Consider the following 25,746-nt stretch of genomic DNA (forward strand, 5'->3'; position numbering starts at 1 on the left):
GGTATAAAGTTTACTTCAAAGCGCAACCCTCACACTTTTGAGAGATCACTTTGAAAAAGTCGTTGCCTTTGTCGTCCACGAGAATAAAGGCCGGAAAGTCTTCTACTTCTATCTTCCAGATCGCCTCCATACCCAATTCCGGATACTCCAAACACTCTACTTTCTTGATGCTATCCTGTGCCAAGATTGCAGCAGGACCGCCAATACTGCCGAGATAAAAGCCTCCGTACTTATGACAAGCATCTGTAACCTGTTGGCTACGGTTACCTTTCGCAATCATGATAAGGCTTCCGCCATGACTCTGGAAGAGATCCACATAAGAGTCCATACGCCCTGCCGTTGTAGGTCCGAAAGATCCGGAAGGCATTCCTTTCGGGGTCTTTGCCGGTCCTGCATAGTATATCGGATGGTTCTTGACATATTCGGGCAATCCTTGACCGCTGTCTATGCGCTCTTTCAACTTCGCATGAGCGATGTCCCGACCCACGATGATGGTACCCGATAAAGAGAGTCTTGTGGAGACCGGATAACGGCTAAGCTCTTTCAGGATCTCTGCCATCGGTCTGTTCAAATCTATTTTCACCACTTCTCCTTCGTGTCCTTCGCGCATCTCTGCCGGGATAAGACGTTCCGGATGAGTCTCCAACTTTTCGATCCAAATACCTTCACGATTGATCTTTGCCTTGATATTGCGGTCTGCCGAACAGCTTACACCCATTCCTACAGGGCAGGATGCACCGTGACGTGGAAGCCTTATGACACGAATATCATGCGCGAAATATTTTCCGCCGAACTGCGCTCCCAAGCCGAGTTTATATGCTTCTTGCAGCAAAGTCTTCTCCAACTCTATGTCGCGAAAAGCTCTACCGCCTTCGTTTCCGCTGGTCGGAAGCTCGTCATAATACTTTGCACTTGCCAGCTTGACGGTTTTAAGGTTGGTTTCTGCCGATGTTCCGCCAATCACGAAAGCTATATGATAAGGAGGACAAGCAGCTGTACCCAAACTCTTCATCTTATCTACAAGAAACTTCACAAGCGTATCCGGATTGAGAAGAGCCTTGGTCTCTTGATAGAGGTATGTCTTATTAGCAGAACCGCCACCCTTGGCTATACAAAGGAATTTATACTCTCCGCCTTCCGTTGCCATAAGGTCTATCTGAGCCGGCAAATTGCATCCGGTATTGACCTCTTTGTACATATCCAACGGCGCATTTTGGGAATAGCGAAGATTATCTTGGGTATAGGTATTATACACACCGCGAGAAAGATACTCCTCATCGCATACACCGGTAAAGACATTCTGTCCTTTCTTGCCGAGGATCACGGCTGTACCTGTATCTTGACAGAATGGGAGCTTTCCTTTGGCACTTACCTCTGCATTGCGAAGGAATGTAAGAGCGACAAACTTATCGTTCTCCGAAGCCTCCGGATCCGAAAGAATAGAGGCAACACTCTCTTGATGCTCCGGGCGTAAAAAGAACGAAACATCATGGAAAGCCTGTTGTGCCAAGAGTGTAAGAGCTTCCGGATCTACCTTCAGCATCTTTGTGCCTTCAAAATCTACCTCTTGCACGTACTGATCTGTCAGTTTATAATACTCGGTTTTCTCAGGTCCGAGTGGGAACATAGCCTGATACTTAAATTCTGGAACTGCCATAGTAATACATTTAGTGATAATATCTATTTCTTGCTTACCGCTTATTAAGTTACAAGAAATAATTGAATCTTCTACTTTTAGCCGAAACAACGAAAGCCGTTTACTTCTTCTTATATGTGTCCCAAGAGATCACCTCTTGCTCCGGCTTCCTTTTTCTTTGTGAGAGTTTATCATTACTTTTCCCCAGAGCCACTACAAGGGGAATATCTTTTCCTTTTGGGACATTCAACAGACGCCTTAGTTTGCCTTTATCCAACCAGCCTATGATACAGCTTCCCAAGCCTTCATGCTCTGCTGCCAAGGTGAGAAAGCCCACGGCTATTCCTATATCGAAAGAGCTGTAATCCGTGTTCTTGATCACGGCACCTATACCGGCTGCGATGTTGGTACGCTCTTGTACCACGACGATAAAGGCAGAACAGTCCGTGGTAAACTTATTCATACCCGGAGCGAGAGGTGTCCGCAGGGCGTCGCTGACGCTTTTCCTCAACTCCCGATCCTTGACAACGACAAAGTGCCACGGCTGTCCGTTGCAGGCAGAAGGTGAAAGCCGTCCTGCCTCAACGATTCTGCCAAGCACCTCATCGGGGATCTCAAATTCGGGGTCATACTTTCTATGACTCTTCCGTTCCCGAATGAGGGTATAAATATCTTTACTCATACTGTCGGTGGAATATTACTCCAGAGAGCGCAGTCTTGCCAAATACTTTCCGATGATATCGAACTCCAGGTTCACTCTATGCCCTTCGGCAAGGGTGCAGAAGTTGGTATGCTCCTTGGTATAAGGGATGATGGCTACACGGAACGAGTTCGGAGTGGAGTCGCACACTGTCAGCGAAACGCCATTGACGCACACCGAACCCTTCTCTACCGTCATGTAGCCTTGAAGAGCCATATCTTTGGGTACGCTGTATGTTATGGTATAATAAGTACTGCCGTCTGCCTCTTCCACTGCACTGCAAAGTCCGGTGGTATCTACGTGTCCTTGTACGATGTGTCCGTCAAGACGTCCGTTCATCAGCATGGATCTCTCCAAGTTTACCAAGTCTCCGGGACGAAGATCACCCAGATTGCTCCGTTTGAGTGTCTCGCTTATGGCTGTTACCGTATAGGTCTCATCCGTAAGCTCCACCACTGTAAGGCAAACGCCGTTGTGGGCAATGCTCTGGTCTATCTTCAGTTCGTTTACGAAAGAACACGCTACGGTGAGGTGTACATTCTCTGTACCTGTTTCGTGGACAATATCAACGATGCGTCCCGCCTCTTCTACTATTCCTGAAAACATCTTTTCTCTTTGTCTCTCTGTATAATTGTTTCACTTACTCTTTCAGTATCACATCGTGCGCACCGCCTTCCACTATCGAAGTAGAAGATACCAGCGTAATCTTGGCATGGTGTTGAAGGTGCTTGATGGTAGTGGATCCGCAGCTGCACATCGTGGCTTTCATCTTGGCAAGAGTCTTATCCAGATTGCTCTTCATCTTACCGGCATAAGGCACATAGCTGTCCACGCCCTCTTCAAACTTAAGATTTTCATCACCGCCGGCGTCATAACGCTGCCAGTTTTTAGCTCTGTTGGAACCCTCTCCCCAGTACTCTTTCACGAAGTTGTTACCCACCTTGAGCACTTTGGTAGGGCTCTCATCGAAGCGGGCAAAGTATCTTCCCATCATCATAAAGTCTGCACCCATTGCAAGAGCAAGTGTCATGTGATAGTCGTGTACGATACCGCCGTCGCTGCAAATGGGAACATAGATACCTTTGGAAGCAAAATATTCGTCTCTTGCCTCAGCCACGTTCATCACGGCAGTGGCTTGCCCCATACCTATACCCTTTTGTTCGCGAGTGATACAGATGGATCCGCCACCGATACCGACCTTGATAAAGTCCGCACCTGCTTCCACGAGATAGAGGAAACCCTCTTTATCCACGATGTTTCCGGCACCTACCGGCACATCGTATCTGCTCTTGATCCACTCCAGACACTCTTTCTGCCATTCGGAGTAGCCGTCGGACGAGTCGATACACAGCACATCCACTCCGGCTTCTACCAGTGCAGGCACTCTCTCTTGGTAGTCGCGAGTGTTGATACCGGCACCCACAAGAAGTGTTTTATCTTGTTTGTCGGAGAGTTCATTAGGATTTTGATGATGGTTATCGTAGTCTTTGCGGAAGACGAAGTAGCAGAGTCTGTTCTCGTCATCTATTATAGGAAGTGTATTGAGCTTGTGTCCCCAGATGATGTTATTGGCATCGGAGAGCGTGATACCGAGCTTTCCCACGGTGAGCTGAGAGAATGGTGTCATGAAGTCTGCCACTTTCTTGTCTCTCGGATCCACCGATAGTCTGTAATCTCTGCTGGTTACGATACCTTTGAGGATACCATTGGGCGTACCGTCATGAGTGATCCCGATGGTGGAGTGTCCTGTTTTGGCTATCAGGTTCAAGACATCTTGCAGGGTGTGATCGGGTGTAAGGTTGGAGTCGCTGGTAACGAATCCTGCCTTAAACTTCTTTACCTTTCTCACCATTTCCGCTTGAGACTCTATCGGTTGGGAACCGAAGATGAAAGAAAGCCCTCCGTTGCGAGCCAACTCGATGGCAAGCGTATCGTTGGAGACAGACTGCATGATAGCCGAAACGAAAGGGATGTTCAGGTTAATCTTGCTCTCTCCATCCTCTTTCCGATATTTCACAAGAGGAGTACGCAGGGATACGTTGTCGGGTGTACAGGTCTTTTCTGTCAATCCGGGGATAAGCAGATATTCGCCAAACGTGCGAGAAACTTCTTGGTGTATAATAGCCATAACGATATGATATAGGTTACTGTATTTGGGTACAAAAATAACGTTTTCCGTACAGCTATCCAAAGGAGAGACGAAAAGAGTATCTCTCTTCCCGGAGCAGGCTATTCTCAAATCCATTTTGCGGGAATTTTTATATAAAAACAGTCGGTCTGTCTGCCCCCTAAATCGCCTCCTTTTTTCGCCTGATTCAGTCCGGATAATTTTCTCTATTCTTATAACCCATTAGACAACAGACAAATATGAGAAATCGCGAATTTGGAAAAAATTTTTTCTCAGTCCGTTTCATGGGGCTTTTTCGCGTTAATTGGTGTGAATTTTAGCACCTCTGTCTGTAAACATTTCCTAATAAAGAAATTCACCTTTTCAAGGGCATTTTTTGGGGAAATAGGTAATCTGTTGATATTTAGCAGTTTGATAATTTTGGCTAAACACGTTAATCGAATCCGGTAAACGTGTTCATTGAAATCGGTAAACGTGTTTACTGAAAAATTAAACACGTTAAGCCGAAAGAATATGCTCGTTTAGCGTTTTTGCTTAACAGGTATCAAAAATGGTGTTAATAAAATGGGCTGATTTAACAAATTCGACACCCCTCTGAAAACACCCCCTTCGATCAAAATAGAGAGCCGAAAAAAAGTGAGCATTTTTCGGGATGGAATATATAAAAACGGCTCTTCCGGCAGAGCCGTTTTCAGTCTCCCCAATATCGGCAAAGCAGTCTGAAAAAAGACAGACACCGCAACCATTTCGTGTTGCAGTGTCTGTGTCTGTTATAAGCCTTTATGTCGTGAAGCATCGGCAAGATCGCCTAAGCTCCGTAAACGGCTTTCTTGGGAGAGAGCCTTGCTCAAAAGCGATGTCCCAAAGGGTCTCTTCGCTGTCGGGGTCTCTATCAGATGCCGAACTCTTTGAGGATCTGAGCCACCCAGTCCGAGATGCGCTTTTCGTTGAGAGCTTCCTGGTTTTCAAAATCGAGAGCCAAGCCCATGAACTGACCCTCTTCTTCTGCTTGCGAACGCTCGTACTCGTAACCCTCCGTAGAGGTATAACCTACGATCTCACCACCGCAATGCTTGACAAGATTTGCAAGCAGACCGATGCTGTCCACAAAGTTTTCCGGATAGCTCGCCTGATCTCCAAGACCATAGATAGCCACCTTTTTTCCTTTCATGGAGAGTGTCTCCACGTCCGGCAGGATTTCGTCCCAGTAAGATGGAAGTTCGCCATCGAACCATGTAGCACCTCCCATGATGAGATACTTGTATGGGTTGAGGTCTTCTTTACTTGCAGTCTCCACAGGGACAAGGTCTACCTTGTCTTTTCCTATCTTTTCTGCCAATATCTCAGCTACCTTGGAGGTCTTTCTGGCACTCTTTCCGTAAAATAATCCTATCTTTTCCATAACTTGTTTCTGTATTAAAATTCAATGAGACGCTTAGCTTCACGATAGATGCCATCCGCATTGGGCAAAACGGCTCTCTCCAAAATAGGGTTGAAGCCAACCGGTGTAAACGTAGAACCCAAACGAGATACCGGAGCATCCAACAGCGTGAACATTTCGGATGCAATAGTAGCCGCGATCTCCGCTCCAAAGCCTGAGAAGACCTTGTCTTCGTGTACGATGAGGACTTTGCCGGTCTTCTCTATGGACTTGCGAACCATCTCTTTGTCCCAAGGAACAAGAGAACGAAGGTCTATCACCTCGACAGTTCCGACACCTTCCTCCTTTAGTCTCTTGGCTGCTTGCAGAGAAAGAAGAAGAGTGTTGCCGTAAGTAACGATGGTGAGATCCTTTCCTTCGTGACGGATACGCCCTTTACCGAACGGCACTTCAAAGTCTTCCGGCACGTGTGCCTGTGCTTCTACAGAGTTGTACTGCGCTTTAGGCTCCATGAAGACAGTCAACCCTTCGGAGCGCATGGAGGTACGCAAAAGTCCGGCAGCATCGTCCGCAAATGTCGGATAAACGATTCGCGTTCCCGGAAGAGTGGATAGAGCACCTTCGATGTTCTGGGAGTGGTAGATACCTCCACCGATATATCCTCCGGAGGCAAGGCGTATGGTAACGTTCGGGGAGAACTTTCCGTTGCTTCTCCAATAGTCGTGAGTGGTGTCCACAAACTGCTCCATTGCAGGCCAGAAATAGTCTGCAAACTCTGCTCCTTCGATAACCACACGGATGTCTTTACGGAAACGGCTCATGCCGTTAGCCGTTCCGACGATAAAGTCTTCGCAGATGGGAGCATTGAATACACGCTCTTCGCCAAACTCCTGCTGCATACCCTTGGATACGTTGAATACGCCTCCCTTGTCTTTATTAGCCATATCCTGTCCGAAAAGGAACGTGTCCGGATTGTGGCGGAACTCTGCTTTAAGGGTTTGATTGAGCGCAGTAACGAGGTTAATCGGCTCGCCTTCCGTGCTGTTGTGAAGACCTTCGGGGTATTTTGTGGACTCGTATGCAGGAGGCAGTACAAAGTCATGGATGGATGCCGGATCGGGATCGGGAGCACGGAGAGCCTTTTTGTTGGCTTCTTTTACATCCTTTTTGACCTGCTCTTCAATCTCCAACAGCTCCTCTTCGGACACTCTCTTATATCTAAGGAGCATGCGTCTGAACTTCTGTATAGGGTCTGCCGCCTTTACGTATTCAAGCTCATCTTCATCGCGGTATAGTGTATGCTTGTCGGAGTTGGAGTGTGCACCGATACGTACACAATTGGCTTGCACAATCACCGGACAGCTTGTTTCGAGTGCATGATTCTTTGCCTCTGTCATGGCATTCATGGAATCGAAGATGTCTTTACCGTTGCAGTGAATGATGCGAAGGTGCTTCATGCCGGTGAAGTTATCCGCTACTTTTCTGTTGGCAGTCTGATCTTTCTTCGGAACAGATATGCCATAGCCGTTGTCCTGAATAACGAATACGACCGGAAGTTGCTCCCTTGAAGCTCCGTTGATAGCCTCATAAACGTAACCTTCGGAAGTGGAAGAGTCACCATGAGAAGTGAATGCCACACCTTTCTGTCCGTAGTACTTCATCGCTCTTGCCACACCCACGGCATGAAGGTCATGGTTTGCAACGGCAGAAGAAGTGTTTTGGATGTTCCATTCCGGCTTGGCAAAGTGGTTGGACATATGCCTTCCTCCACTGCTCGGATCCGTAGCTTTGGAAATACCGTTCAGGATAATCTCTTCCGCTGTCATACCTGCGGAAAGAGCGGAGAGCATATCTCGGTAATAGGGGAAAAAGAAGTCTTTCTCTTTGTCGAATACTTGTCCCATGGCAAGTTGAATGCCATCGTGTCCGGCGTAAGGCGCATGGTAAGACCAGCCGAGCGACTGCAAAAGGTAGCTTGGAGCCTTATCGTCCAAAGCGCGACCCAGCATCAGGAGGTGATACCACTTCTTTAGAAGCTCTTTATCAGTATTGGTTATAGTAAAATATTTCTTCATGGTTTATGATCTGTTATGCGTTCCACTCTTCAAGGTATTGCCCTATGCGGTAAAGGAAATTACCTCCGAGCATACCGTCTATTACTCTATGATCGTAAGAGAGAGCAAGGTACATCTTGTCTCTGATTGCCATTACCGGACCGTCCGGAGTCTCCAAAATGGAAGGTTTCTTCTCTATCGTTCCCACGCCGAGTATGGCTACTTCGGGTTGGTTAATGATTGGCGTTCCGAAAAGACTCTTGAAAGATCCGAAGTTGGAAATGGTAAATGTTCCACCTTGAATCTCATCCATTCCGAGCTTATTGGCTCTCGCTTTGTTTGCCAAAGCAGACACTTCGTTCGCCAAGCCGGAGATGCTCATACGGTCTGCATTCTTAATCACCGGCACGATAAGGTTTCCGTCCGGAAGAGATACTGCCATACCGATGTTGATAGACTTACGTTCGATGATGTTATAGCCATCCACGGAAGAGTTGACACGCGGATAGTCTTTCAAAGCCTTGGCTGTAGCTTCGAGTATAGGTGCCATAAATGTAAGGCTGATACCTTCTCTCTTCTTGAATGCCTCTTTCTCTCTGTCTCTCCAACGTACCAGGTTGGTAACATCGACCTCTATAACGTTGGTAACGTGCGGAGATATGTGCTTGGATTCGGTCATTCTGTCCGCAATGATACGACGTACAGGATCCATAGGGATAACGGTATCTTCCGGGCCTGCCACTACCGGAACAGATGGTGCTGCCTTTTGCGGAGCGGCGGCAACAGGAGCGGCAGGAGTTGCGGGCTTGGTAAGAGAAGGAGCCGGTGCGCCTTTCTTCTTCTCTATGAAGGCAATGATATCATGCTTGGACACTCTGCCTTCGAATCCTGTTCCCTGAATAGCGTCCAGCTCTTCGGCAGATACCTTACCCTCTTTTGCCTTTTGAAGCACAACGGGAGAGTACCAACGATCTCCGCTCTTCTTGGCAGGCTTTTCGGCTTTCAGGCTTTCGGGCTGAGAAGATGCGGACTTTGCCTCTTCTGCAGGAGCGGCAGCTTTGCTCTCTTCTCCTACTACGGCTTCGCCCGAAAGGTCTATACGTGCCACGATATTACCTACTGCCACGGTATCGCCCTCTATATGAAGAATTTCTTTTACTACTCCGGCTACGGGAGAAGGGATTTCGGCACTTACTTTTGCAGTGTTCACCTCAAAGAGGATATCGTCTTCCTCCACGGTGTCGCCCACTTTCACATTCCAAGTGAGAATAGTACCCTCTGTGATACTTTCGCCCAACTTGGGCATTTTTATATCAAATAGAGACATAATAAATTGAGTTTTGAGTGTTAATATAATTTGCTTATCTGTTTTTGGTTCTGCTTTGATCTTTTGTCCCGAACATGACCCAAGAGCGGTCTTGATACTTTTCTCTTTCGAGTGCCAGCAGGTCGGATTTTTTTAACAGAGTGCTCAGGTCTGTCTCTTTACAGCCAAGATCCGACAAGAACACCCGGTACTGTGTTTCAACCTCCGTTATCGTATAGCTTTTTCCGGAGTTGGTATATATATTTGTGACGGGAGAGCGATGACTCCGGACACTTGGGTGCGGATCGCTTTCCGTGCTTGTGTTTTCAGGGCGAAGCATCTCTTCCAGCTTGCAAAGGTCTGTCTCGACTAGAAGAGTAGCATGAAAAATCTGCCTCTGCTTATATACAGCCTGCGCCGAGCCCGATATTTTACGGTCTTCGATAAACAGACTTCTTCTGTTATCTGCCTTGGCATCCACGCCGAGACGGTGCAAAAAAGAGAGCTGAAGGAGCACCGCGTCATCAAAGGTAAAGGTCTCGCACGACCCTATAACGCTGATGTTCACATTGCCTTCGTCGGTAAAAACCGCTCCACCTCCCGTAAATCTTCTGTACAGACTCACCCCTCGGCTATCGAGGATAGCCTTTCGAGTCTCCCTCTCTACGCTCTGATACTTTCCGAGCACAACAGAAGGGTGAGTCTGCCAAAGAAGTATGATGTCGATCTCCGAATGCTTCACCAACCACTCTTCCAGAGCAAGAATGAGCGACGGCTCTGATCCGCGCAGCAGTGCAAACTGAAAACGGGAAAACTTGTGAGGCATCCGTGTGCGATCTGACTCCTCTTATCTTAGTCGTGCAGCACTTCGTGGATAATCTCGGCAACGGTCGGGTGCGGATAGACATGCTTTCCGAGAGAAGAGAGAGTCTCTCCGTTTTCGATGGCAATGCCCATACCGAAGATGATTTCCGATGCCGGGTTACCAAGCATATGGCATCCGAGTATGGTCTCATTCTCGTCTACCAACACCTTGCAAAGTCCGTTTCCGGTCTCGTTTTCTGCCACAAAGCGACCGGAATAAGCCATAGGCAGCTTCAATACACGGAAATAGGTTCCGCTCTCACGAAGCTCCTCTTCGGTCTTGCCCACTCCGACGATTTCGGGATTGGTATATACAACGCCCGGAATAGCCTTGTAGGACATCGGAACATTCTCTCCGAGGATATGTCCTATTGCCACTTCTCCCTCGCGTATGGCAGTGTGTGCCAACAGAGAGAAGCCTGTAACATCTCCGGCGGCATAGACTCTCGGATGAGAGGTCTGCATATACTCGTTCACGGCAACACCGCCACGGTTGGTCTCCACCGGTATATTTTCGAGACCGAAGCCTTGCAAACGGGCTTTGCGTCCCACGCTTACAAGAATCTTTTCGCCCTCTATGGTGAAAGTCTCTCCATCTTTTTCTACTTTGACACCGCCATCAAACACTTCGACGACTTTCGTATTCAAGTGGAATTTAACTCCTCTCTTGGCATACTCGTCGCGCAGCATTGCCGAAGTCTCCTTGTCCATCGCTCCAAGTATCTCAGGCATCATCTCCACGACAGACACTTCGGAACCCATGCTGTTGAAGAATGAAGCGAACTCCATACCGATGACACCGCCACCGATGATCACGATAGAACGAGGCTGTTCTTTGGACTCGAGAGCCTCTCTGCTGGTCCAATACTCCACGCCATCCAAGCCCGGAATGGGAGGGATAAAGGTATCCGAACCCGTACAAAGCAACAGATACTTTGCGTGATACTCCTGTCCGCTTTCGCTTTTGATGATAAACTCATCGCCCGACTCCCCTGCAATGGTAGCCAACTCCTTTACAACCTCAACGCCCGAAGAGCTCATCTTGAACGTCACACCGGCTGTAAGCTTCTTCACGACCTTGTTTTTACGAGCGATGATTCGCTTATAATCGAAAGAGATTTCTCCGTCTATCTTGATGCCGTACTTGAGAGCAGACTTTGCGCTTTCCAGTGTCTTTGCGGAGTAGAGAAGTGTTTTGGTCGGGATGCAACCCTCGTTAAGGCAAACGCCTCCAAGCTCACTCTTCTCAAAGAGTACGGTCTTGAGACCTCCGGCGGAAGCCTTCGCAGCGGCATTGTAACCGGCAGGACCACCACCAATTATTGCTATGTCAAAGTTCATTTATTATATAAGATTTATTCGTTATACTTTTCTCCTTTTTCTCTCTAAAAGTACAACAAATATTTGATATAGAGGTAGATCTAACCATTATTGAGTATATCATTCCACTTAAAAACGGAGAAGAAAATGGTTTATCTAACTATAATCAAGTATTATTTATATATTTCCATAACGGAAAAGCCCATCAACAAAACATCTTATACAAGAAAAAGAGAACCGACAAAAATGTATCGGGAGAGATTTTGCTGCTTTTTAACCCCATTTTCAAGCTCTGTTTTTATATATTCCATCTCGAAAAATGCTCTCTTTTTCCCTGCTCTCTACTTTGATCGGAGGGGTTGTTTTCAGAGGGGTCCGAATTTGTTAAATCAGCCCGATTTATTAACACAAATTCCGATACTTGTTCATCCAAAACGCTAAACGAGCATATTCTTTCGGCTTAACGTGTTTAATTTTTCAATGAACACGTTTACCGATTTCATTTAATACGTTTACCGAATTCAATTAAAGTGTTTAGCCAAAACCATTAAAATACTAATAATCAACCACCTACACATTTTTACCCCAAAATGCAGCTGAAAAGGCGAATTTCTTTATTAGGAAACGTTCACAGAGATAAGTGTTAAAATTCACTCCTATTAACGTGAAAAAGCCCGATGAAACGGACTGAGAAAAAATTTTCTCCAAATTCGCGATTTCTCATACTCGTCTGATAACAAACGAATTAAAGACTCACGGATTTGAAATGATACAAAACAGAAGAGAAAATCATCGGCATGGAGAGAGAATCTTACCGCTCTGTTTTTATATAAAACATCCCCCAAAAACGGGTCAAAAACAAGGGCTGTCGGAGCCGAGAGAATAACATTTTTATCCCATGAATCCGACACCTTTCGGGGAAGAAAAAGAAAAGAGAAGCAGACCATAAGGAAGCGCTTCTGGCTCAAATGCACCGGCGACACTTTGGAGAGCATCCGGAAGGGGTGTCATGATGAATAGAGAGAAAAACATAGAGTATTATAAGGTACAGATCACTGCGTTGCTTGCGATATTCGGCATCGGTCAGGTACTCCGGTATGCTCTGTCGAGCCTCACCCCTATCGCCTTGAACTCTACGCATTTTAATGTATGCGAAAAGGGGCTATGCCAAACAAATGCCGGCACAGCCCCTTCTCTAATTTATGATTAAAATCAAAGCATCAATGTCGTCTCGACATCTTTTTATTTTGCGTTTACTGTTGCCATGTGTGCGATAAGGTCGAGTACTCTGTTAGAATAACCGATCTCGTTATCGTACCAGGAAACAATCTTAACGAATGTATCTGTTAGAGCGATACCCGCTTTAGCATCGAAGATAGAGCTGCGAACGTCTCCAAGGAAGTCTGAAGATACCACTTCTTCGTCTGTATAGCCAAGGATGCCCTTGAGTTCGCCCTCAGAAGCCTCTTTCATAGCCTTGCAGATCTCATCGTACTTCGCAGGCTTTGCGAGGTTTACAGTAAGATCCACTACGGAAACATCGAGTGTAGGTACACGGAAAGACATTCCGGTAAGCTTGCCATTGAGTGCAGGGATTACCTTACCTACTGCCTTTGCAGCTCCTGTAGATGATGGGATGATGTTGCCGGTAGCAGCACGACCACCACGCCAGTCCTTTAGAGACGGACCATCAACGGTCTTTTGTGTTGCAGTAACAGAGTGTACTGTGGTCATGAGACCATCTACGATACCAAACTTATCGTTGAGAACCTTTGCCACCGGAGCCAAACAGTTGGTTGTACAAGAAGCATTGGATACAAACTGAGTACCTTTCACATACTCTTTATGATTTACTCCGCAAACGAACATAGGAGTATCGTCCTTTGAAGGAGCCGACATCACTACATACTTTGCACCTGCATCAATGTGTCCTTGTGCCTTATCTTTGCTTAGGAAAAGACCGGTAGATTCTACTACATAATCTGCTCCCACTTCTGCCCATCTAAGGTCTTTAGGATCGCGTTCCGCTGTTATGCGAACCTCCTTACCATTCACGATAAGAATGTTCTTATCCATGTTGAAGTCTATTGTTCCTTCAAATGTTCCGTGCATAGTATCGTATTTCAACATATATGCCAAGTAATCTACCGGCATAAGGTCATTGATAGCTACAACTTGAATGTCTGTTCTTTTTTGAGCAGCACGGAAAACGAAACGTCCGATACGGCCAAAACCGTTAATACCTACTTTAATCATTTTCAGTTATCGTATTTTTTGAATGTAAAAAAATCTATTAAAACCTCATATATCTGCATTACAATAACGGAGACCCACTATTGGAGTCTCTCGTCTAAGGCAATACAAATATATGAATATTTTTCCAATCCATACTCTCTCTATGGTCTCCAATATCTGCTTGAACTACTTCTTTTTGCGACCAAAAGGAAGAGAAAGAATTTTGCGTACGGCTTTCAATCCCAGATTGAAAGCCCGACCCTGTATGTAACCGGCTGCCAGAGGAAGGATAGCACTTAGCATCGGGCTGCTGACCACTCCGGAAAGAAGCGAAGAGAGTGCAGAGGGTTGTTGCTGCTCCTCTTGCCGGGCATCGGGATCTATGGTCCGTATGCTGGTTTTCTCTCTCGAACGGTCGAACAATCCAAGGAAGCCGAGCAGCTTGCCACCTCCCGGGACTCTCTCGGCTACTACTCCTTTGAGCTCTTCAAAGAGCATCCATCCGATGTTTTGGGAAAGATAGCCTATATTATTCTGGAGACGCATCTCGGCAGAACGAATTTCATTCTTGTAAAATCCTCTTTTGATTCGCAGCCTTTCTGCGGAAGAGACTTGTATCGGACGGCTACGGTTCATGCCTTACCTCCTTTCTCCTCTATGGCATCCTTGATGGCATCTTGGGCATTCTGCTCATCCAAATGATCCAGAACGACATGGATATACTTCTCGGAATATCTATCCGTGTAGTGTCTCCACCGAAAAGCCATGTAAAGAGCCGGTATGAGGAATATCGTACCTGAGATGGTGAAGCCAAGAGAAAGTGCTTTGAGCAGCTCGGCATAAAGCTCCGTGAAGAGCAGACTCAGTGCAAAAGAGGCCGCAGCCAGATAAAGCGTGGTGGACACAAGGAGAAGTGTGAGCACGATAGTGGCGTAAACGGCAATGACACCCACAGGTACTCCTTTCTCCACAGCCGACAGCTTCATAAGCTCTATGCGAGAAAAGATCAGAGCCAAGAAGTCCTCTTTTGTTTCCTCTATAATCTGTAAGAATGTTTTTTGCATTTCTGTATAACTGGACAAATTTATAACTGAAGACCTGCCCCCTGCTCCAGGAGAAGCACAAGCCTAAAAAATATGGCTTTGAGAAGATCTGCCCCACCAAGACGAGCGTAGAGCTCGCACGCTCTCCGCAACGACACGATGACCACACCTCATCTCAAAGCCACACATAACGCAGATCATTGAAGACCTACCCGACGATCCGAAATTTGCCGGATCTGAAAATATCTTCCGTATATGCCGGAAGTTAAGACTTCATAGCACGGAGAGCCTTGTCCTTTACCTCTTCATACATCCCTTCCGCAGAGTCCTTCACATCTGCCAAGTAGCGTTGAAGATCACGAGAAGCCTTTCTTCCTCTTATGCGAGCTCCGTAATAAGCATCCTTTACTCCACTCTTTACAGAGTCTGAAAAGTCGGATACATCATCTATAAAGTCATTACGTTTCTTTTCATCAGAAAAATATGCAGCGGCAGCACCTACTGCTGCTCCAATTGCAAAACCGATAAGGAATTTCATTCCACCATTGCCTTTCATGCTAATGTAGTATTTAAGTTAGTTAATAACATTACTTTCTCATCTGAGAAGAGTTCTCCACATCCCCTCATTACAAATATACAAAAAAGTTTCGGGTTAAGAAATTCTACGAAAGCAGACAAATGCTATTCCAGAAACATTCGCCATTTTGGGTGTCTCCACCTCTCCCGTATAATAAAAAGCGAACTGAAGACTCCTATTATAATATAGTATACGACCTCTACGGTAAAACACCAGTGAACCGGAGCATTCAAGTAGTAGGTCAATACCCAGGCCATCCCGAGATAGATAAGGATGGTTGCCATCTCTATCTGCATCGCTTTCTTGGTTGCACCCGTAGCGGAGACGGCGGCAAAGAACATATTGGCAACGGAACTGCCGAGCAGTGCTATGGTAATCACTCTTAGGGTCGGGACTGCATCCGCGATAAGAGAGAGATCGTCCGTAAAGATCTCCGTGACGATATGCGGAAAGAGGTTGATGATGACGACAAACACACTCATCGTAAGCAGGGAAAGCCTTGCAATCTTGAAGACCTGACCCGGAACTTTATCCTCCTCTTTCCGTCCGATGGTCTGCCCCACGATGGTGTGGACAGCGGTAGAATATGAACTTATCGGTATATACAGGAAGATGTAGATACTCCTTGCGACAGCCGCAACAGCCAATGCTCGCTCTCCCAACTTCTCTATGAAGATGAAGAAAACCGCCCAGACCATGAGGCTGACGAGTCCTTGCAACATGAGATAAAAGGATAGTCTGAAAATCTGCCGGATCAGCTTTATGTTCAGACGTATGGCGGTGTAGTGGAGAGAATACTCCCCCGTATGACCGCTCAGCCTTGAATAGAAATAGTAAAACAGCAGAGATGAGCCCTCAGCGATGACACTTGCCAAAGCAGCCCCCTTTACACCCAATGCCGGAGCACCAAAGTGTCCGAAGATAAGGACGTAATCGAGCACGATGTTTACCACTGCCATGATGAAGGCATTATAGGTAAGCACTTTCGTTTTCCCTATACCTATGTAAAATGCACGATAGGTGGTGGACTGAAAAGCAAGGACAAAGCCCCAAATGCGCCACTGCCAATATTCGGTGGCAACGTCTGCAATGTCCGGACTTTTAAGGAGCGCATAAAACATGGACTCCCCAAAGATGTAACAGATAAAGAAGGAAAGCTGAGCAGCAATAAGAAGCAAAAGGGAGCTTTGTCCGAATACTCTTCCTATCTCGTCCCGCCGACCTTCTCCGAATCGCTTGGATACCAAAATCTGTGTTCCGGCTCCAAGTCCGAAGCCCAAAGTGAATACGCAATAATATGCCATGACTGCCATGGCGGATCCACCCATAGCCACTTCGCCTATTCGCCCCATAAATGCAGTATCGGTTATCCCTACAATATTTTGCGCAATGAGGGATACAAATACGGGGGATGCTATTTTCAGAATATGCTTTACGGATGCCATCTACTCTCTATTCGCAATCTCCCGGTGATACAACTCCAATATCCGATCGGCACATTCCTGAACCTCTTCTGCCGTTTCCAGCTTGCCGACATCCACCCGATACTTTGCCCGAAGATAGACAGGCTCTCGAAGTGCAAGTTTGTCCTTCACAAACAGAGCAATCTCCTCGGCAGTTTTAGATGCCACAGCGGGTCGGGTATGACGATAACGGTATAGTCGAGCAGAAAGAATATCCAAAGGACACTCCAGATAAACCACCACTCCGTTGTCCATTAGCTGTTTCATGCAGTCCTTATAGCAGGGAGCTCCTCCCCCGGTCGCTATCACAGAACACTCATGCGCCATCACTTCCTGCACGATGGCGTATTCTCTCTCTCTGAAATAAGCTTCTCCATGGGAGGTTATGAGGTCTGAAATGGTTGTCCGAAAACGACTCTCCAAAAGGAGATCCGTATCTATGAATCGGTAAGAGAGCTTTTCTGCTAAGACCCGACCCAATGTGCTCTTGCCTACTGCCATAAATCCGACAAGGATCAATGGCGGAAGTGGTTGATATCCTTTCTCTTCCGAAACATACTTTGCCATAGCTCTATTCTTCACAAAAAGAGCTACAGCTAAGCAATCTTAGAGATTGCAACCGTAGCTCTTCTTTTCAGGTAGAAATCTTTTCAGTAAAGACTCAACCTTGTTAACTTAAATGGTATTGCTCTATATATAACAAATGTCGCTTCAAACAGGTACTTACGCCGTAATACGCAACGCTCTACCAATCTTGAGAGTTGTTTTTGGCGTTATACCGTTAAGCCTACAAATTTTATTTACTGACGTGCCGTACCTGGAGGCTATCTCGGATAAAGTATCTCCGTTTCTCACTCGGTGTACGACAATATTCTTGCTTGTAGAGGATGCCGAAGACTTTCGAGATGAAGCCAAAGCATTACCTCCCGCTTTATGTCTTCCTTTTACAAAAGTAAAGACATCACTATGAGGGATTCCCGTTGAGAAGTCTATGATAAGCTCCGGATTGATAGGAACACCCATGAAACGTGTTTCAAAGTGCAAGTGAGGACCTGAACTTCTTCCGGTATTGCCTCCAAGAGCTATCACATCTCCAGCTTTCACCACCTGGTCTTCCGTTACAATGGCACGAGAAAGGTGTCCATACACAGTTTCCAAGCCATTAGGGTGTCTTACCACAACGTAGTGTCCGTATCCTTTCCTTTCATAGTTCACCATGCGAACCTTTCCATCGAATGCAACACGAACAGAGTCTCCAATACTGAGACCAATATCTATTCCGTAATGCATACGGCGGTATCTTTTACGATATCCGTAGCGTGAAGTTACACGCATACTTTCGTTTCCTAAAGGAGAAGTGAATTGGGTACAATCTATGTCGTACGTATCGGGAATTGCCGTAATGGCCGTTCCGATTATTGGATTTACAGACTTCGAGTGCCAAGAGTTTTCACCGTAAATATCCATTGCGGGAAAATCGAGTCTCTCTCTCTCTAGCTCCATCGCGATAGATTCCTCTATGGCTTTATTGAGCTCTTTTGTTCTTCTAATGTCTTTAGTTTTAAGGTTATCTGCCATTGCGAGAGAATCTTTTCCCATCTGCTTTTGAATGGCAGTCTCGATAGATTTTATCGGATCCTGATTAACCTTATTTCCTCCCGGTGGCGCTTGAGCCGACACAAGTCCATGGAATGAAAGCCATGCCACGGCTGTAAGGAGACATCGGTAATTCAAATGTCGCATATAAATTTGTGCTGTTAAACCATCTATTTATAATCACGAAAGCAGAGCCATTCCAAGCCATGTCCTTACTTTAACCGACTTCAAAAGCACTACTTTTTCGACAAATATACCTTTTAACTGCAAAAGAATCAAACAATTCCGCTCCAAAAATCATTATTTAACATGACAAAAGGGGACGCCCAAAATAAAATAAACCACTCCAAAATACTATTAGTAAAAACGTTACAAATGATTTCTATATTGAGCAGAGATTACAAGCAAACAATCTTTAACACTCCAAATACCAATATATAAATGGGAGAGTATCTCCACCGAAAAGTTTCTCCAAGAGCAGACAAAGCGACAGTCCGAAAGAACGGAGCGACAAAAATACTCCGGGACACCCTCGAATACCCTTGAAATAGTCCCAAAAAGACAAAAAGGAACAGGCTAAAAGCATTATTTTTATAACATTAGACTGAGTTTAAGAAGTAATTATTATCTTTGCGTCAAAGTATGGCATTTTCAAACCTAAGATGGACAATGATTTTGCCTATATCCGTTAGGAAAATACAGAATATATTATCGCCTAAAAATAGATAAGAAGGTAACAAACAAACAATAACTTTTTAACATCACAAAGTAATGAGAAAGATTGGACTTTATCTTGCTCTTCCGTTGTTTTTAGCAGTAGGTGCTCAAGCACAGACAAAAGAAGAACTTATTAAGGAAGAAGCTCTAAAGATTAAAAAAGAGATTAAGCAAAACTACTCTAACTGGAGTATAGGTATCTATGGTGGTTTACCATTTACTCAAGGTGGAGATATGGCAACACTTGCTCATGACAAAATCCACTTTGGTTACATGGGTGGCTTGCAATTGGGTTACCAATTCAATCCATTCTTCGGTCTTAGCCTTACAGGTCAGTACGGAAACGCTCCTGCAGGCGCAAAGAAAGAAGAAATGCAATACAGAGTAATGCCTAACGGTCAGACATTCTATGGCGATATGAGCAAAGCTCCTGCTGAGTCTATGCTTTTCAAGGATGTTTATTCTAAGATCGTACACATGGGTGGAGGTTTGCACTTTGACTTCAACGTGGCTCCTCTATTCGCCCCTGGTGCAAACCGCAAGGTGGCTCTTATCCTAAGCCCTGCTGTTTATGCTTACAAGTTTTCTCCTACACTTCACAAGGTTAGCGACAATGCGAAGTTCAACACTTCGGATCTCAAGAACGACCTCACTCTAGCTCTTGGTGGAGATCTTGACTTCCGTGTTCGCGCAAGCAAGCATGTAGACGTAATGCTTAAAGCTGGTACTGCTTGGATTCAAAACAACAACAACTTCGATGGTATCGACAATACAGGTACTAAACTTCGTTATGGTGTTGTAGGTCAAGTGGCTCTTGGCGTTGTTTACAAGATTGGCAACACAAACAAGGAAGACAATATCCTTTACGCTCCTGTTGGTTCAGCTATCAAGAAGATGGCTACAGACAGAGTGAACGAACGTCTTGAAGCTGAGCGCATCGCTCGCGAAAAAGCAGAAGCTGAACGTTTGGCTCGCGAAAAGGCAGAAGCTGAAGAAGCTGCTCGTAAGAGAGCTGAAGAAGAAGCTGCTCGCAGAAAGGCAGAAGAAGAAGCTCGTTTGGCAGCTCTTGCAGCAGTTAAGTTTGACCTTCCAACAGTACACTTCAACAGAGGTTCACACAGAATCGATGTTAGAAAGTACAAGAACGAATTGGCAACAATCGTATCTACATTGAAGGAAAACCCAACTGTAGAATTTGTTATCACAGGTTTCTGCGACCACACAGGTACTGAAGCTCTTAACAACAAACTTGCTATCAACCGTGCAGAAGCCCTTAAATCATATCTTGCTAAACAAGGTGTAGATGTATCTCGTATCACTACTGCAGGTCAAGGTAAAGACCCTGTTCTTACTGGCAAGGACGCTCTTTCTATCAAGGCAAGAAGAGTTGAGGTGAAGAACTAATACTTCTTCGATCCCGACTAAGTAAATAAAACGAACGGCGGTAAGTGGTTTCACTTACCGCCGTTCCTCTTTTTTATATATCCTCCGACACGCACAGAACAGACTCGCGTTCTCCCATATTTATAAAAATTCTGCCGTTAAAGCATAAGAAACAACTGAAAATAAGAATAGGCATTTCGCAATCGAACAAAAAAGAGAACACTACTATAAAGACAAGAGAGAACCGAGAAAAGAAGCAGACAACCCTTAACCCAACATACAAAAACTACCATTAAAAGACAAAACAGTGCTAAAGAGAGAAGAGCGTAATCATTACTCCAAGACAAAAGAGCATCTACTCAAAGGAGAAAGCATTATCGTAAAGAAAAATGGAGAAGCCTCAGCCGATGGAGATCAACCTTGTTAAAGAGTAAAATGTTACCGAAGAGCAGAACAAATAACCCCAAACCGGTGATAAACACAACACATTAAGGGAGATATTGACTTGTGAAAAATCCATTGCAATCTCCCCTTTTAGCGCACTGCACTACCATTATTGAGCCTCCTCTTAAAAGCCAAGAATGGTGCCCCAACCAGATCTGTTTCTTGGAAAAGCCATCTCAAAATCTCCAGACGAGATGAAAAAAGAGAGCCGTTTCGCACATCTCGATACCCGGACTGTCGCTTTCAATCTTGTGAAGCTTTGTAAGCAGTGGCAAGGCCTTGCACCTCTCAATATCCGGTCTATTCCCTCCAATCTTTTAAGATACTGCTATCAACAGCAAAGCCTCCCTCTCTCCTATATCTCGATAGCACCTCAAGCAGGGTCGATTAATACAAAAAAGCCCTCTCTTTACACCTCTCGGCTCTTCCCTCTTGGCATCAAAAAATATCACACTTTCACAGCCGGGCACTAAGACTCATATAACAACCCCTCATCCTTTCCATCGCAAGCACTTTTCCCACAAGAATAGAAAGGGTGAACAGAGGATGTTTTATATAAAAATGAATCTGCCAAGAGAAGAGGATTTGAGCCACTCCAAGATGATCTTAAAACAGAAATAATTCCACAACCAGCCATAACGTACTATAAGATAAGCCATTACAAAAGAGCCCGAATTTGAGAAAAAATTTTTCTCAGTCCATTTCATGGGGCTTTTTCGCGTTAATTGGTGTGAATTTTAACACCTACACTCGTAAATATTTCTTAATGGAGAAATCTGCCTTTTTAGGTGCTTTTTAGAGCAAAAACACGTAGAAAGCTGATTGTTAGAACTTTAACGATTTTGGCTAAACACGTTAATCGAATCCGGTAAACGTGTTAAGTGAAATCAGTAAACGTGTTCGTTGAAAAATTAAACACGTTAAGCCGATAAAATATGCTCGTTTAGCGTTTTGGCTTAATAGCTATCGGAATTTGTGTTAATAAAACGACCCAAATTTAACAGTTCGGTCGTGCTCTGAAAATGACCTCTCCGATCAAAATAGAGAGCAAGAAAAAAGTGGGCATTTTTCGGGATGGAATATATAAAAATAGAGAGCCGTTCGCCCTCTATCCGGAACAATATTTCTGCTCTTTTCTTTTGGAAAATTTTCCCAATCCGGAGAAGCATTTTATCCCCCACATCTTCCTCTCCGACGAAGCGAGTCTGACAACACTTACTCCTCTATCTCGAACAGCAGCTTACTCGGATTGACAAAGTAGAGATGCCCCGTAGCTCTCGTTACAGCCGTATAGAGCCAGCGATAGAAATCCAGCGACATCATCTCCTCCGTGAGATAACCGATGTAGACATAGACATCTTTCCACTGCCCTCCTTGCGATTTATGACACGTCATGGCATAGGCATACTTCACTTGCAGAGCGTTCAGATAGGGGTGTTGACGCATCACCGGATAGAGTTGCGCCTTAGTGGTCAGCTCCGGATAGTCTTGCCGCACTTCATCGAACAGTTCCTGCCGCTGCTCCAGAGAGAGTGCGGGAGAAGCATTGAGCAGACTGTCCATGATCACTTTGGCTTCAAACTGCTCTTCCGTTTCGGTTTCGAGTGTCACGTCTGCAAAGGTAAAGTTGTAGAGTTCTCGCACTTTGCCGAGCCGTTTTACGGTAAGTACCTCTCCATTTGCAGAGAATCGGGTGGGGGTTCGTCTCTGTTTTTCCTCTTCGCATCCGGGGAAATAGAAGTAGTTGTTCCGCACCACCATGAGACGCTCACCCTGAACAAGAGCGGTCTCATAGTCGAACTGCCGGCGGCGTATCTCTACATTAAATGCTTCGGCATCCTTATTGGAGCGAGTAACGACTACCACATCGTCCACCGAATGATCCCTCATGGAACGATCCAAAGCCTCAGGCAGCTCCTCCCCTCTAAGTATCGACACATCTCCGTCTTTCTGTGGAACGAATGGTATAGGCGAGAGTGGCGGAATGTGTTCCGTGCTTCCCGTTGCCGAAAGCTCCTGTTGCAACAGCAAGATATGATCTCTAAGCAGTGAGCCCAAACGGACAATATCACTCTGCTCAGCCTGACGAACGATATCCGTGAGCACGGCGGTATGAATCTCCGAACAGTAAGCCTTCAAAAACTCGACATCCAAAGCCGGACTGATGGTAGTACCCACCGGAGGTAGCTGAGCATCATCTCCGATAAAGACAACCTTTGAACCGGATGTGGAGAATACAAAATCCAGAAGATCCTCAAGCAGTCTGCCCGATCCGAACATCCCGGACACATCCTCTTCGTTCCCTATCATCGAGGCTTCGTCTACGATAAACACCGTTCCCTCCGGATAGCTGTTTCTGTCTTTGTCAAACCTTTCTTCCAAAAACGAAACCCTTTTCTGCCTGTATATAACCCTGTGAATGGTGTATGCCGATGCAGAGCAATATCCTCCGAGCACCTTTGCCGCCCGACCCGTCGGAGCCAGTAAAACCACCGGTTTATAGTAGAAAAGCAGCGTCCTGCAAAGAGCTCCCACAAGACTGGACTTGCCTGTCCCCGCATACCCTTTGAGAACAAAAAGAGCTCCATCCGGTGCATCCTCAAAATAGGAAAGCAGTGAGGAAAGAGCCTTTTTTTGAGAAGAAGACATCTCATGTCCAAAAAAATGGTTAAATTGGAAGCCAAAACCGGAAGGCAAAATCATAGGATACTATTTTTTAATTCAAGACCCTTTAAGGATTGGAATAAGTTTACTACTTTTGTCTTTGGATGTCAAAAAAAAGAGACTCCTCGGAAAGAACAAAAATAAACAATATACACGCCGCATGAAAGTAATAGTCAAAATTTTATTGGTAGCCGCCATCGTTGGCTTGGCTTACGTGTCTGCTATGAGTATTCTCACGCCTATCAACTTCAAAAAGAAAAAGACCGAACGTGAGAAACCTATTATCGAGAGACTGATAGACATTCGTACAGCACAGATCTCTTTTAAGACACAATACAACAGACATGCCGCTAATTTTGCGGAGCTGGAAGACTTCCTGAACAATGGACGTATTCCTACTGTTTTGAAAGAGGGTGAACTTACAGAAAAACAACGTGAAGACGGTCTTACAGAAGCATCTGCAGCCGCCATCACAGCCAAAGCTCGTGCAACAGGAAACTGGAAAGAAGCAACAGAAAAAGGTCTTGTGTATGGAGAAAACAAGTATTTCCTTCGTGATACCACTTGGGCAAATGCGAAGCTTGCTCTTTTCGGAGAAAATTTTGACGTCTCTTCCATCGGCATAGTTCCGGGAACAAACGCCAGCTTCAAAATGGATACTGCAAGTGTTAAAACTGCTTCCGGTTTCGACATCCGTATCTTTGAAGCCTCTGTGGACTACGATGTATACTTGGGAGACCTCGATAAGCATCAGCTTAAGAACCTTAAAGACAGAACTGAAAAGTTGGAAAAGTTCCCCGGTCTAAAGGTTGGTTCTCTTGTTGAAGTCAACAACTACGCAGGAAACTGGGAAAAAGAATTCTAATGAGATTGCTTATCACATACATTGGTATATGGTAGAGTTAGCGGATATACATCCACAAAAGTCTCAACAACTTCATACGTCCATCCGCATCACAACGGATGGACTTTCTTTTTATGCGAGAGACAAAGAGAGCTCGGCTCTTTTGGTCTCTTTCAGCACTCCTTTTCCCGAAAGCACGCTATCGCTCTCTCTTTCGGAGCGAGTAAAGGAAGTGCTGTTCCTGCACACTCCCCTCTCACTGCCTTTCCACTCCACAAAAATCTTCGTGGAGCCTTTAGAGGTAATGCTGATGCCGGAAGAGTTGTCTCAGAAAAGCACTTTGGGCTTTACTCAACACGCTCTGACGGAAGACGCAGAAGAGAAAAAAGAGCTGATCTTACGCATACCGCACAACGGCGGAATGGCGATGAGCTTCTCCATGGACGAACCTCTTTACAGCCTCGGACTGCGCTCTTTTTCCAATCCAAGCTATCATCATATCCTTGCGGAGCTTATCCGACAATCGGTGGAAGCCTCTCTGACGACAGGTTCAAAGGTGGCATATGCTGCTTTTTCCGGCGGTAGTCTCAACATTGCAGCCGCGGAACAGGGGAAGTTGCTACTTGGAAACAGTGTCATTGCTCCCCGTGCAGAAGATGCCATATACCATCTGGCACGAATATGGAGAGGCTTGGGAATGAATGCACATAACGATTCGCTGACGCTTTGGGCGGAAGGAGCGGACAGCCCGACCCTCTCTCTCTACTTCGGCGAAAGGATAAAAGAGTACACGACATACACCTCTCCCGAAGAGATGTACCACCTTTATCTGCAATAAGAACATGAGAATAATACGCGGAAAATATGGCAAACGTCGCTTTGAAGTACCTTCCGGGTTCAAAGCTCGTCCTACAACGGACTTTGCCAAAGAGAATTTGTTCAATGTTCTGGAAAATATCTTCGATTGGGATGGAAAGAGTGTTTTGGATCTCTTTGCAGGTACGGGGAGCATCGGATTGGAATTCCTGTCGAGAGGATGCCGCTCCGTGGTGGCGGTCGAAAAGGATAAGCGACACTATCTCTTCCTTCAGAAGCTCGCCGATACCCTGAAAGACCCTGCGTATCGCCCGATATTATCCGATGCTTTCCGCTTCATCGAGAGCAGAAGAGGGAGCTTCGACATCGTCTTTGCCGATCCGCCTTATGCTCTTGACAATATAGAAGAGATACCCGACCTGTTGATAAAGCACGGGACAGTACACAGCGGCAGTACCATTATTATAGAGCATCCGGGCACAATCTCTTTCTCTTCTCATCCCTGCTTTTACAGCCATAAGGTGTACGGGTCGGTTAATTTCAGCATACTGTTTGTCCCATGAAATAACAGAGTA

General features: G+C 45.6%; 22 protein-coding genes. 5 read left to right on the top strand and 17 right to left on the bottom strand.

What is annotated here, in order from left to right:
- Nucleotides 1-10: 10 nt before the first annotated feature.
- The 9 genes from HQ39_RS04370 to lpdA all read right to left on the bottom strand — a co-directional run bounded on the left by HQ39_RS04370 (nt 11) and on the right by lpdA (nt 11,410).
- Nucleotides 11-1,657 (bottom strand): fumarate hydratase, encoded by a 1,647-nt coding sequence (locus HQ39_RS04370; RefSeq protein ID WP_052079437.1) that lies wholly within the window; start codon nt 1,655-1,657, stop codon nt 11-13.
- Between the two features lie 100 nt (nt 1,658-1,757).
- Entirely contained in the window at nt 1,758-2,318 is a 561-nt protein-coding gene (locus HQ39_RS04375) for a nitroreductase family protein (protein ID WP_036791471.1), read from the bottom strand.
- Nucleotides 2,319-2,333: 15 nt separating this feature from the next.
- Nucleotides 2,334-2,942, bottom strand: coding sequence for a riboflavin synthase (locus HQ39_RS04380; RefSeq protein WP_036846297.1), 609 nt, complete (start codon nt 2,940-2,942; stop codon nt 2,334-2,336).
- A gap of 34 nt (nt 2,943-2,976) precedes the next feature.
- A complete protein-coding gene (locus HQ39_RS04385) occupies nt 2,977-4,464 on the bottom strand; it encodes an IMP dehydrogenase (RefSeq protein ID WP_036846294.1) in 1,488 nt (495 codons plus the stop codon).
- A gap of 892 nt (nt 4,465-5,356) precedes the next feature.
- Nucleotides 5,357-5,866, bottom strand: a complete 510-nt coding sequence (locus HQ39_RS04395) for a flavodoxin (RefSeq protein ID WP_036791463.1) — start codon at nt 5,864-5,866, stop codon at nt 5,357-5,359.
- 14 nt (nt 5,867-5,880) lie between these two features.
- Nucleotides 5,881-7,920: a thiamine pyrophosphate-dependent enzyme gene (locus HQ39_RS04400; RefSeq protein WP_036864091.1), complete on the bottom strand. Its 2,040-nt coding sequence runs from the start codon at nt 7,918-7,920 to the stop codon at nt 5,881-5,883.
- Nucleotides 7,921-7,933: 13 nt separating this feature from the next.
- Nucleotides 7,934-9,226, bottom strand: coding sequence for a dihydrolipoamide acetyltransferase family protein (locus HQ39_RS04405; RefSeq protein ID WP_036864094.1), 1,293 nt, complete (start codon nt 9,224-9,226; stop codon nt 7,934-7,936).
- 34 nt (nt 9,227-9,260) lie between these two features.
- Nucleotides 9,261-10,031, bottom strand: a complete 771-nt coding sequence (locus tag HQ39_RS04410; protein WP_052079438.1) for a biotin/lipoate A/B protein ligase family protein — start codon at nt 10,029-10,031, stop codon at nt 9,261-9,263.
- A 26-nt stretch (nt 10,032-10,057) separates the two neighbouring features.
- Nucleotides 10,058-11,410, bottom strand: coding sequence for a dihydrolipoyl dehydrogenase (gene lpdA, locus HQ39_RS04415; RefSeq protein ID WP_036864095.1), 1,353 nt, complete (start codon nt 11,408-11,410; stop codon nt 10,058-10,060).
- A gap of 991 nt (nt 11,411-12,401) precedes the next feature.
- Between lpdA and HQ39_RS09520 the strand changes: the two genes are divergently transcribed.
- Nucleotides 12,402-12,599: a hypothetical protein gene (locus tag HQ39_RS09520; RefSeq protein ID WP_152565502.1), complete on the top strand. Its 198-nt coding sequence runs from the start codon at nt 12,402-12,404 to the stop codon at nt 12,597-12,599.
- A gap of 32 nt (nt 12,600-12,631) precedes the next feature.
- Here the strand turns inward: HQ39_RS09520 and gap are convergent, their stop codons facing one another.
- From gap to HQ39_RS04450, 7 genes are all read right to left on the bottom strand, one after another.
- A complete protein-coding gene (gene gap, locus HQ39_RS04420; RefSeq protein WP_036791450.1) occupies nt 12,632-13,645 on the bottom strand; it encodes a type I glyceraldehyde-3-phosphate dehydrogenase in 1,014 nt (337 codons plus the stop codon).
- A 165-nt stretch (nt 13,646-13,810) separates the two neighbouring features.
- On the bottom strand, nt 13,811-14,260 hold the full coding sequence (locus HQ39_RS04425) for a hypothetical protein (RefSeq protein ID WP_036791447.1): 450 nt from the start codon (nt 14,258-14,260) through the stop codon (nt 13,811-13,813).
- Nucleotides 14,257-14,688 (bottom strand): phage holin family protein, encoded by a 432-nt coding sequence (locus HQ39_RS04430; protein ID WP_036791445.1) that lies wholly within the window; start codon nt 14,686-14,688, stop codon nt 14,257-14,259. Before HQ39_RS04430 ends, HQ39_RS04425 begins: the two co-directional genes overlap by 4 nt.
- Before the next feature lie 244 nt (nt 14,689-14,932).
- Nucleotides 14,933-15,223: a YtxH domain-containing protein gene (locus tag HQ39_RS09195; protein WP_052079439.1), complete on the bottom strand. Its 291-nt coding sequence runs from the start codon at nt 15,221-15,223 to the stop codon at nt 14,933-14,935.
- 125 nt (nt 15,224-15,348) lie between these two features.
- Nucleotides 15,349-16,689, bottom strand: a complete 1,341-nt coding sequence (locus tag HQ39_RS04440; protein ID WP_036864097.1) for an MATE family efflux transporter — start codon at nt 16,687-16,689, stop codon at nt 15,349-15,351.
- Nucleotides 16,690-17,274, bottom strand: a complete 585-nt coding sequence (locus tag HQ39_RS04445; protein ID WP_052079440.1) for a shikimate kinase — start codon at nt 17,272-17,274, stop codon at nt 16,690-16,692.
- Between the two features lie 156 nt (nt 17,275-17,430).
- Nucleotides 17,431-18,450: a M23 family metallopeptidase gene (locus HQ39_RS04450; RefSeq protein ID WP_036864099.1), complete on the bottom strand. Its 1,020-nt coding sequence runs from the start codon at nt 18,448-18,450 to the stop codon at nt 17,431-17,433.
- A gap of 624 nt (nt 18,451-19,074) precedes the next feature.
- Between HQ39_RS04450 and HQ39_RS04455 the strand changes: the two genes are divergently transcribed.
- Nucleotides 19,075-20,424: an OmpA family protein gene (locus HQ39_RS04455; RefSeq protein ID WP_036864100.1), complete on the top strand. Its 1,350-nt coding sequence runs from the start codon at nt 19,075-19,077 to the stop codon at nt 20,422-20,424.
- 1,638 nt (nt 20,425-22,062) lie between these two features.
- Here HQ39_RS04455 and HQ39_RS04475 read toward each other — a convergent pair.
- Nucleotides 22,063-23,496 carry an ATP-dependent RecD-like DNA helicase gene (locus tag HQ39_RS04475; protein ID WP_235317640.1) on the bottom strand — a complete coding sequence of 478 codons (1,434 nt, stop codon included), beginning with the start codon at nt 23,494-23,496 and terminating at the stop codon, nt 22,063-22,065.
- 175 nt (nt 23,497-23,671) lie between these two features.
- On the opposite strand from HQ39_RS04475, the gene HQ39_RS04480 reads away from it, so the two are divergent.
- Genes HQ39_RS04480 through HQ39_RS04490 form a run of 3 tightly spaced genes read left to right on the top strand, consistent with a single transcriptional unit; the run spans nt 23,672 to nt 25,734 of the window.
- Nucleotides 23,672-24,376, top strand: coding sequence for a hypothetical protein (locus tag HQ39_RS04480; RefSeq protein ID WP_036791422.1), 705 nt, complete (start codon nt 23,672-23,674; stop codon nt 24,374-24,376).
- 28 nt (nt 24,377-24,404) lie between these two features.
- The gene (locus tag HQ39_RS04485) at nt 24,405-25,193 is read left to right on the top strand and encodes a DUF3822 family protein (protein WP_036864106.1); all 789 of its coding nucleotides are present in this window, start codon (nt 24,405-24,407) and stop codon (nt 25,191-25,193) included.
- 4 nt (nt 25,194-25,197) lie between these two features.
- On the top strand, nt 25,198-25,734 hold the full coding sequence (locus tag HQ39_RS04490; protein WP_036791416.1) for an RsmD family RNA methyltransferase: 537 nt from the start codon (nt 25,198-25,200) through the stop codon (nt 25,732-25,734).
- The last annotated feature ends 12 nt before the right edge of the window (nt 25,735-25,746 follow it).

This window comes from Porphyromonas sp. COT-108 OH2963 (assembly GCF_000768895.1).
In the GTDB taxonomy this organism is placed as follows: domain Bacteria; phylum Bacteroidota; class Bacteroidia; order Bacteroidales; family Porphyromonadaceae; genus Porphyromonas_A; species Porphyromonas_A canoris.

Bases quoted from the DNA above. Each gene is read 5' to 3' on its own strand.
- HQ39_RS04395 (WP_036791463.1), bottom strand. From the start codon at position 5,866: ATGGAAAAGATAGGATTATTTTACGGAAAGAGTGCCAGAAAGACCTCC.
- HQ39_RS09195 (WP_052079439.1), bottom strand. From the start codon at position 15,223: ATGAAAGGCAATGGTGGAATGAAATTCCTTATCGGTTTTGCAATTGGA.
- HQ39_RS04425 (WP_036791447.1), bottom strand. From the start codon at position 14,260: ATGAACCGTAGCCGTCCGATACAAGTCTCTTCCGCAGAAAGGCTGCGA.
- HQ39_RS04445 (WP_052079440.1), bottom strand. From the start codon at position 17,274: ATGGCAAAGTATGTTTCGGAAGAGAAAGGATATCAACCACTTCCGCCA.
- HQ39_RS04405 (WP_036864094.1), bottom strand. From the start codon at position 9,226: ATGTCTCTATTTGATATAAAAATGCCCAAGTTGGGCGAAAGTATCACA.
- HQ39_RS04475 (WP_235317640.1), bottom strand. From the start codon at position 23,496: ATGTCTTCTTCTCAAAAAAAGGCTCTTTCCTCACTGCTTTCCTATTTT.
- HQ39_RS04480 (WP_036791422.1), top strand. From the start codon at position 23,672: ATGAAAGTAATAGTCAAAATTTTATTGGTAGCCGCCATCGTTGGCTTG.
- HQ39_RS04485 (WP_036864106.1), top strand. From the start codon at position 24,405: ATGGTAGAGTTAGCGGATATACATCCACAAAAGTCTCAACAACTTCAT.
- HQ39_RS04450 (WP_036864099.1), bottom strand. From the start codon at position 18,450: ATGCGACATTTGAATTACCGATGTCTCCTTACAGCCGTGGCATGGCTT.
- HQ39_RS04440 (WP_036864097.1), bottom strand. From the start codon at position 16,689: ATGGCATCCGTAAAGCATATTCTGAAAATAGCATCCCCCGTATTTGTA.
- HQ39_RS04375 (WP_036791471.1), bottom strand. From the start codon at position 2,318: ATGAGTAAAGATATTTATACCCTCATTCGGGAACGGAAGAGTCATAGA.
- HQ39_RS04430 (WP_036791445.1), bottom strand. From the start codon at position 14,688: ATGCAAAAAACATTCTTACAGATTATAGAGGAAACAAAAGAGGACTTC.
- HQ39_RS04385 (WP_036846294.1), bottom strand. From the start codon at position 4,464: ATGGCTATTATACACCAAGAAGTTTCTCGCACGTTTGGCGAATATCTG.
- HQ39_RS04490 (WP_036791416.1), top strand. From the start codon at position 25,198: ATGAGAATAATACGCGGAAAATATGGCAAACGTCGCTTTGAAGTACCT.
- gap (WP_036791450.1), bottom strand. From the start codon at position 13,645: ATGATTAAAGTAGGTATTAACGGTTTTGGCCGTATCGGACGTTTCGTT.
- HQ39_RS04380 (WP_036846297.1), bottom strand. From the start codon at position 2,942: ATGTTTTCAGGAATAGTAGAAGAGGCGGGACGCATCGTTGATATTGTC.
- HQ39_RS04410 (WP_052079438.1), bottom strand. From the start codon at position 10,031: ATGCCTCACAAGTTTTCCCGTTTTCAGTTTGCACTGCTGCGCGGATCA.
- lpdA (WP_036864095.1), bottom strand. From the start codon at position 11,410: ATGAACTTTGACATAGCAATAATTGGTGGTGGTCCTGCCGGTTACAAT.
- HQ39_RS04455 (WP_036864100.1), top strand. From the start codon at position 19,075: ATGAGAAAGATTGGACTTTATCTTGCTCTTCCGTTGTTTTTAGCAGTA.
- HQ39_RS04400 (WP_036864091.1), bottom strand. From the start codon at position 7,920: ATGAAGAAATATTTTACTATAACCAATACTGATAAAGAGCTTCTAAAG.
- HQ39_RS09520 (WP_152565502.1), top strand. From the start codon at position 12,402: ATGAATAGAGAGAAAAACATAGAGTATTATAAGGTACAGATCACTGCG.
- HQ39_RS04370 (WP_052079437.1), bottom strand. From the start codon at position 1,657: ATGGCAGTTCCAGAATTTAAGTATCAGGCTATGTTCCCACTCGGACCT.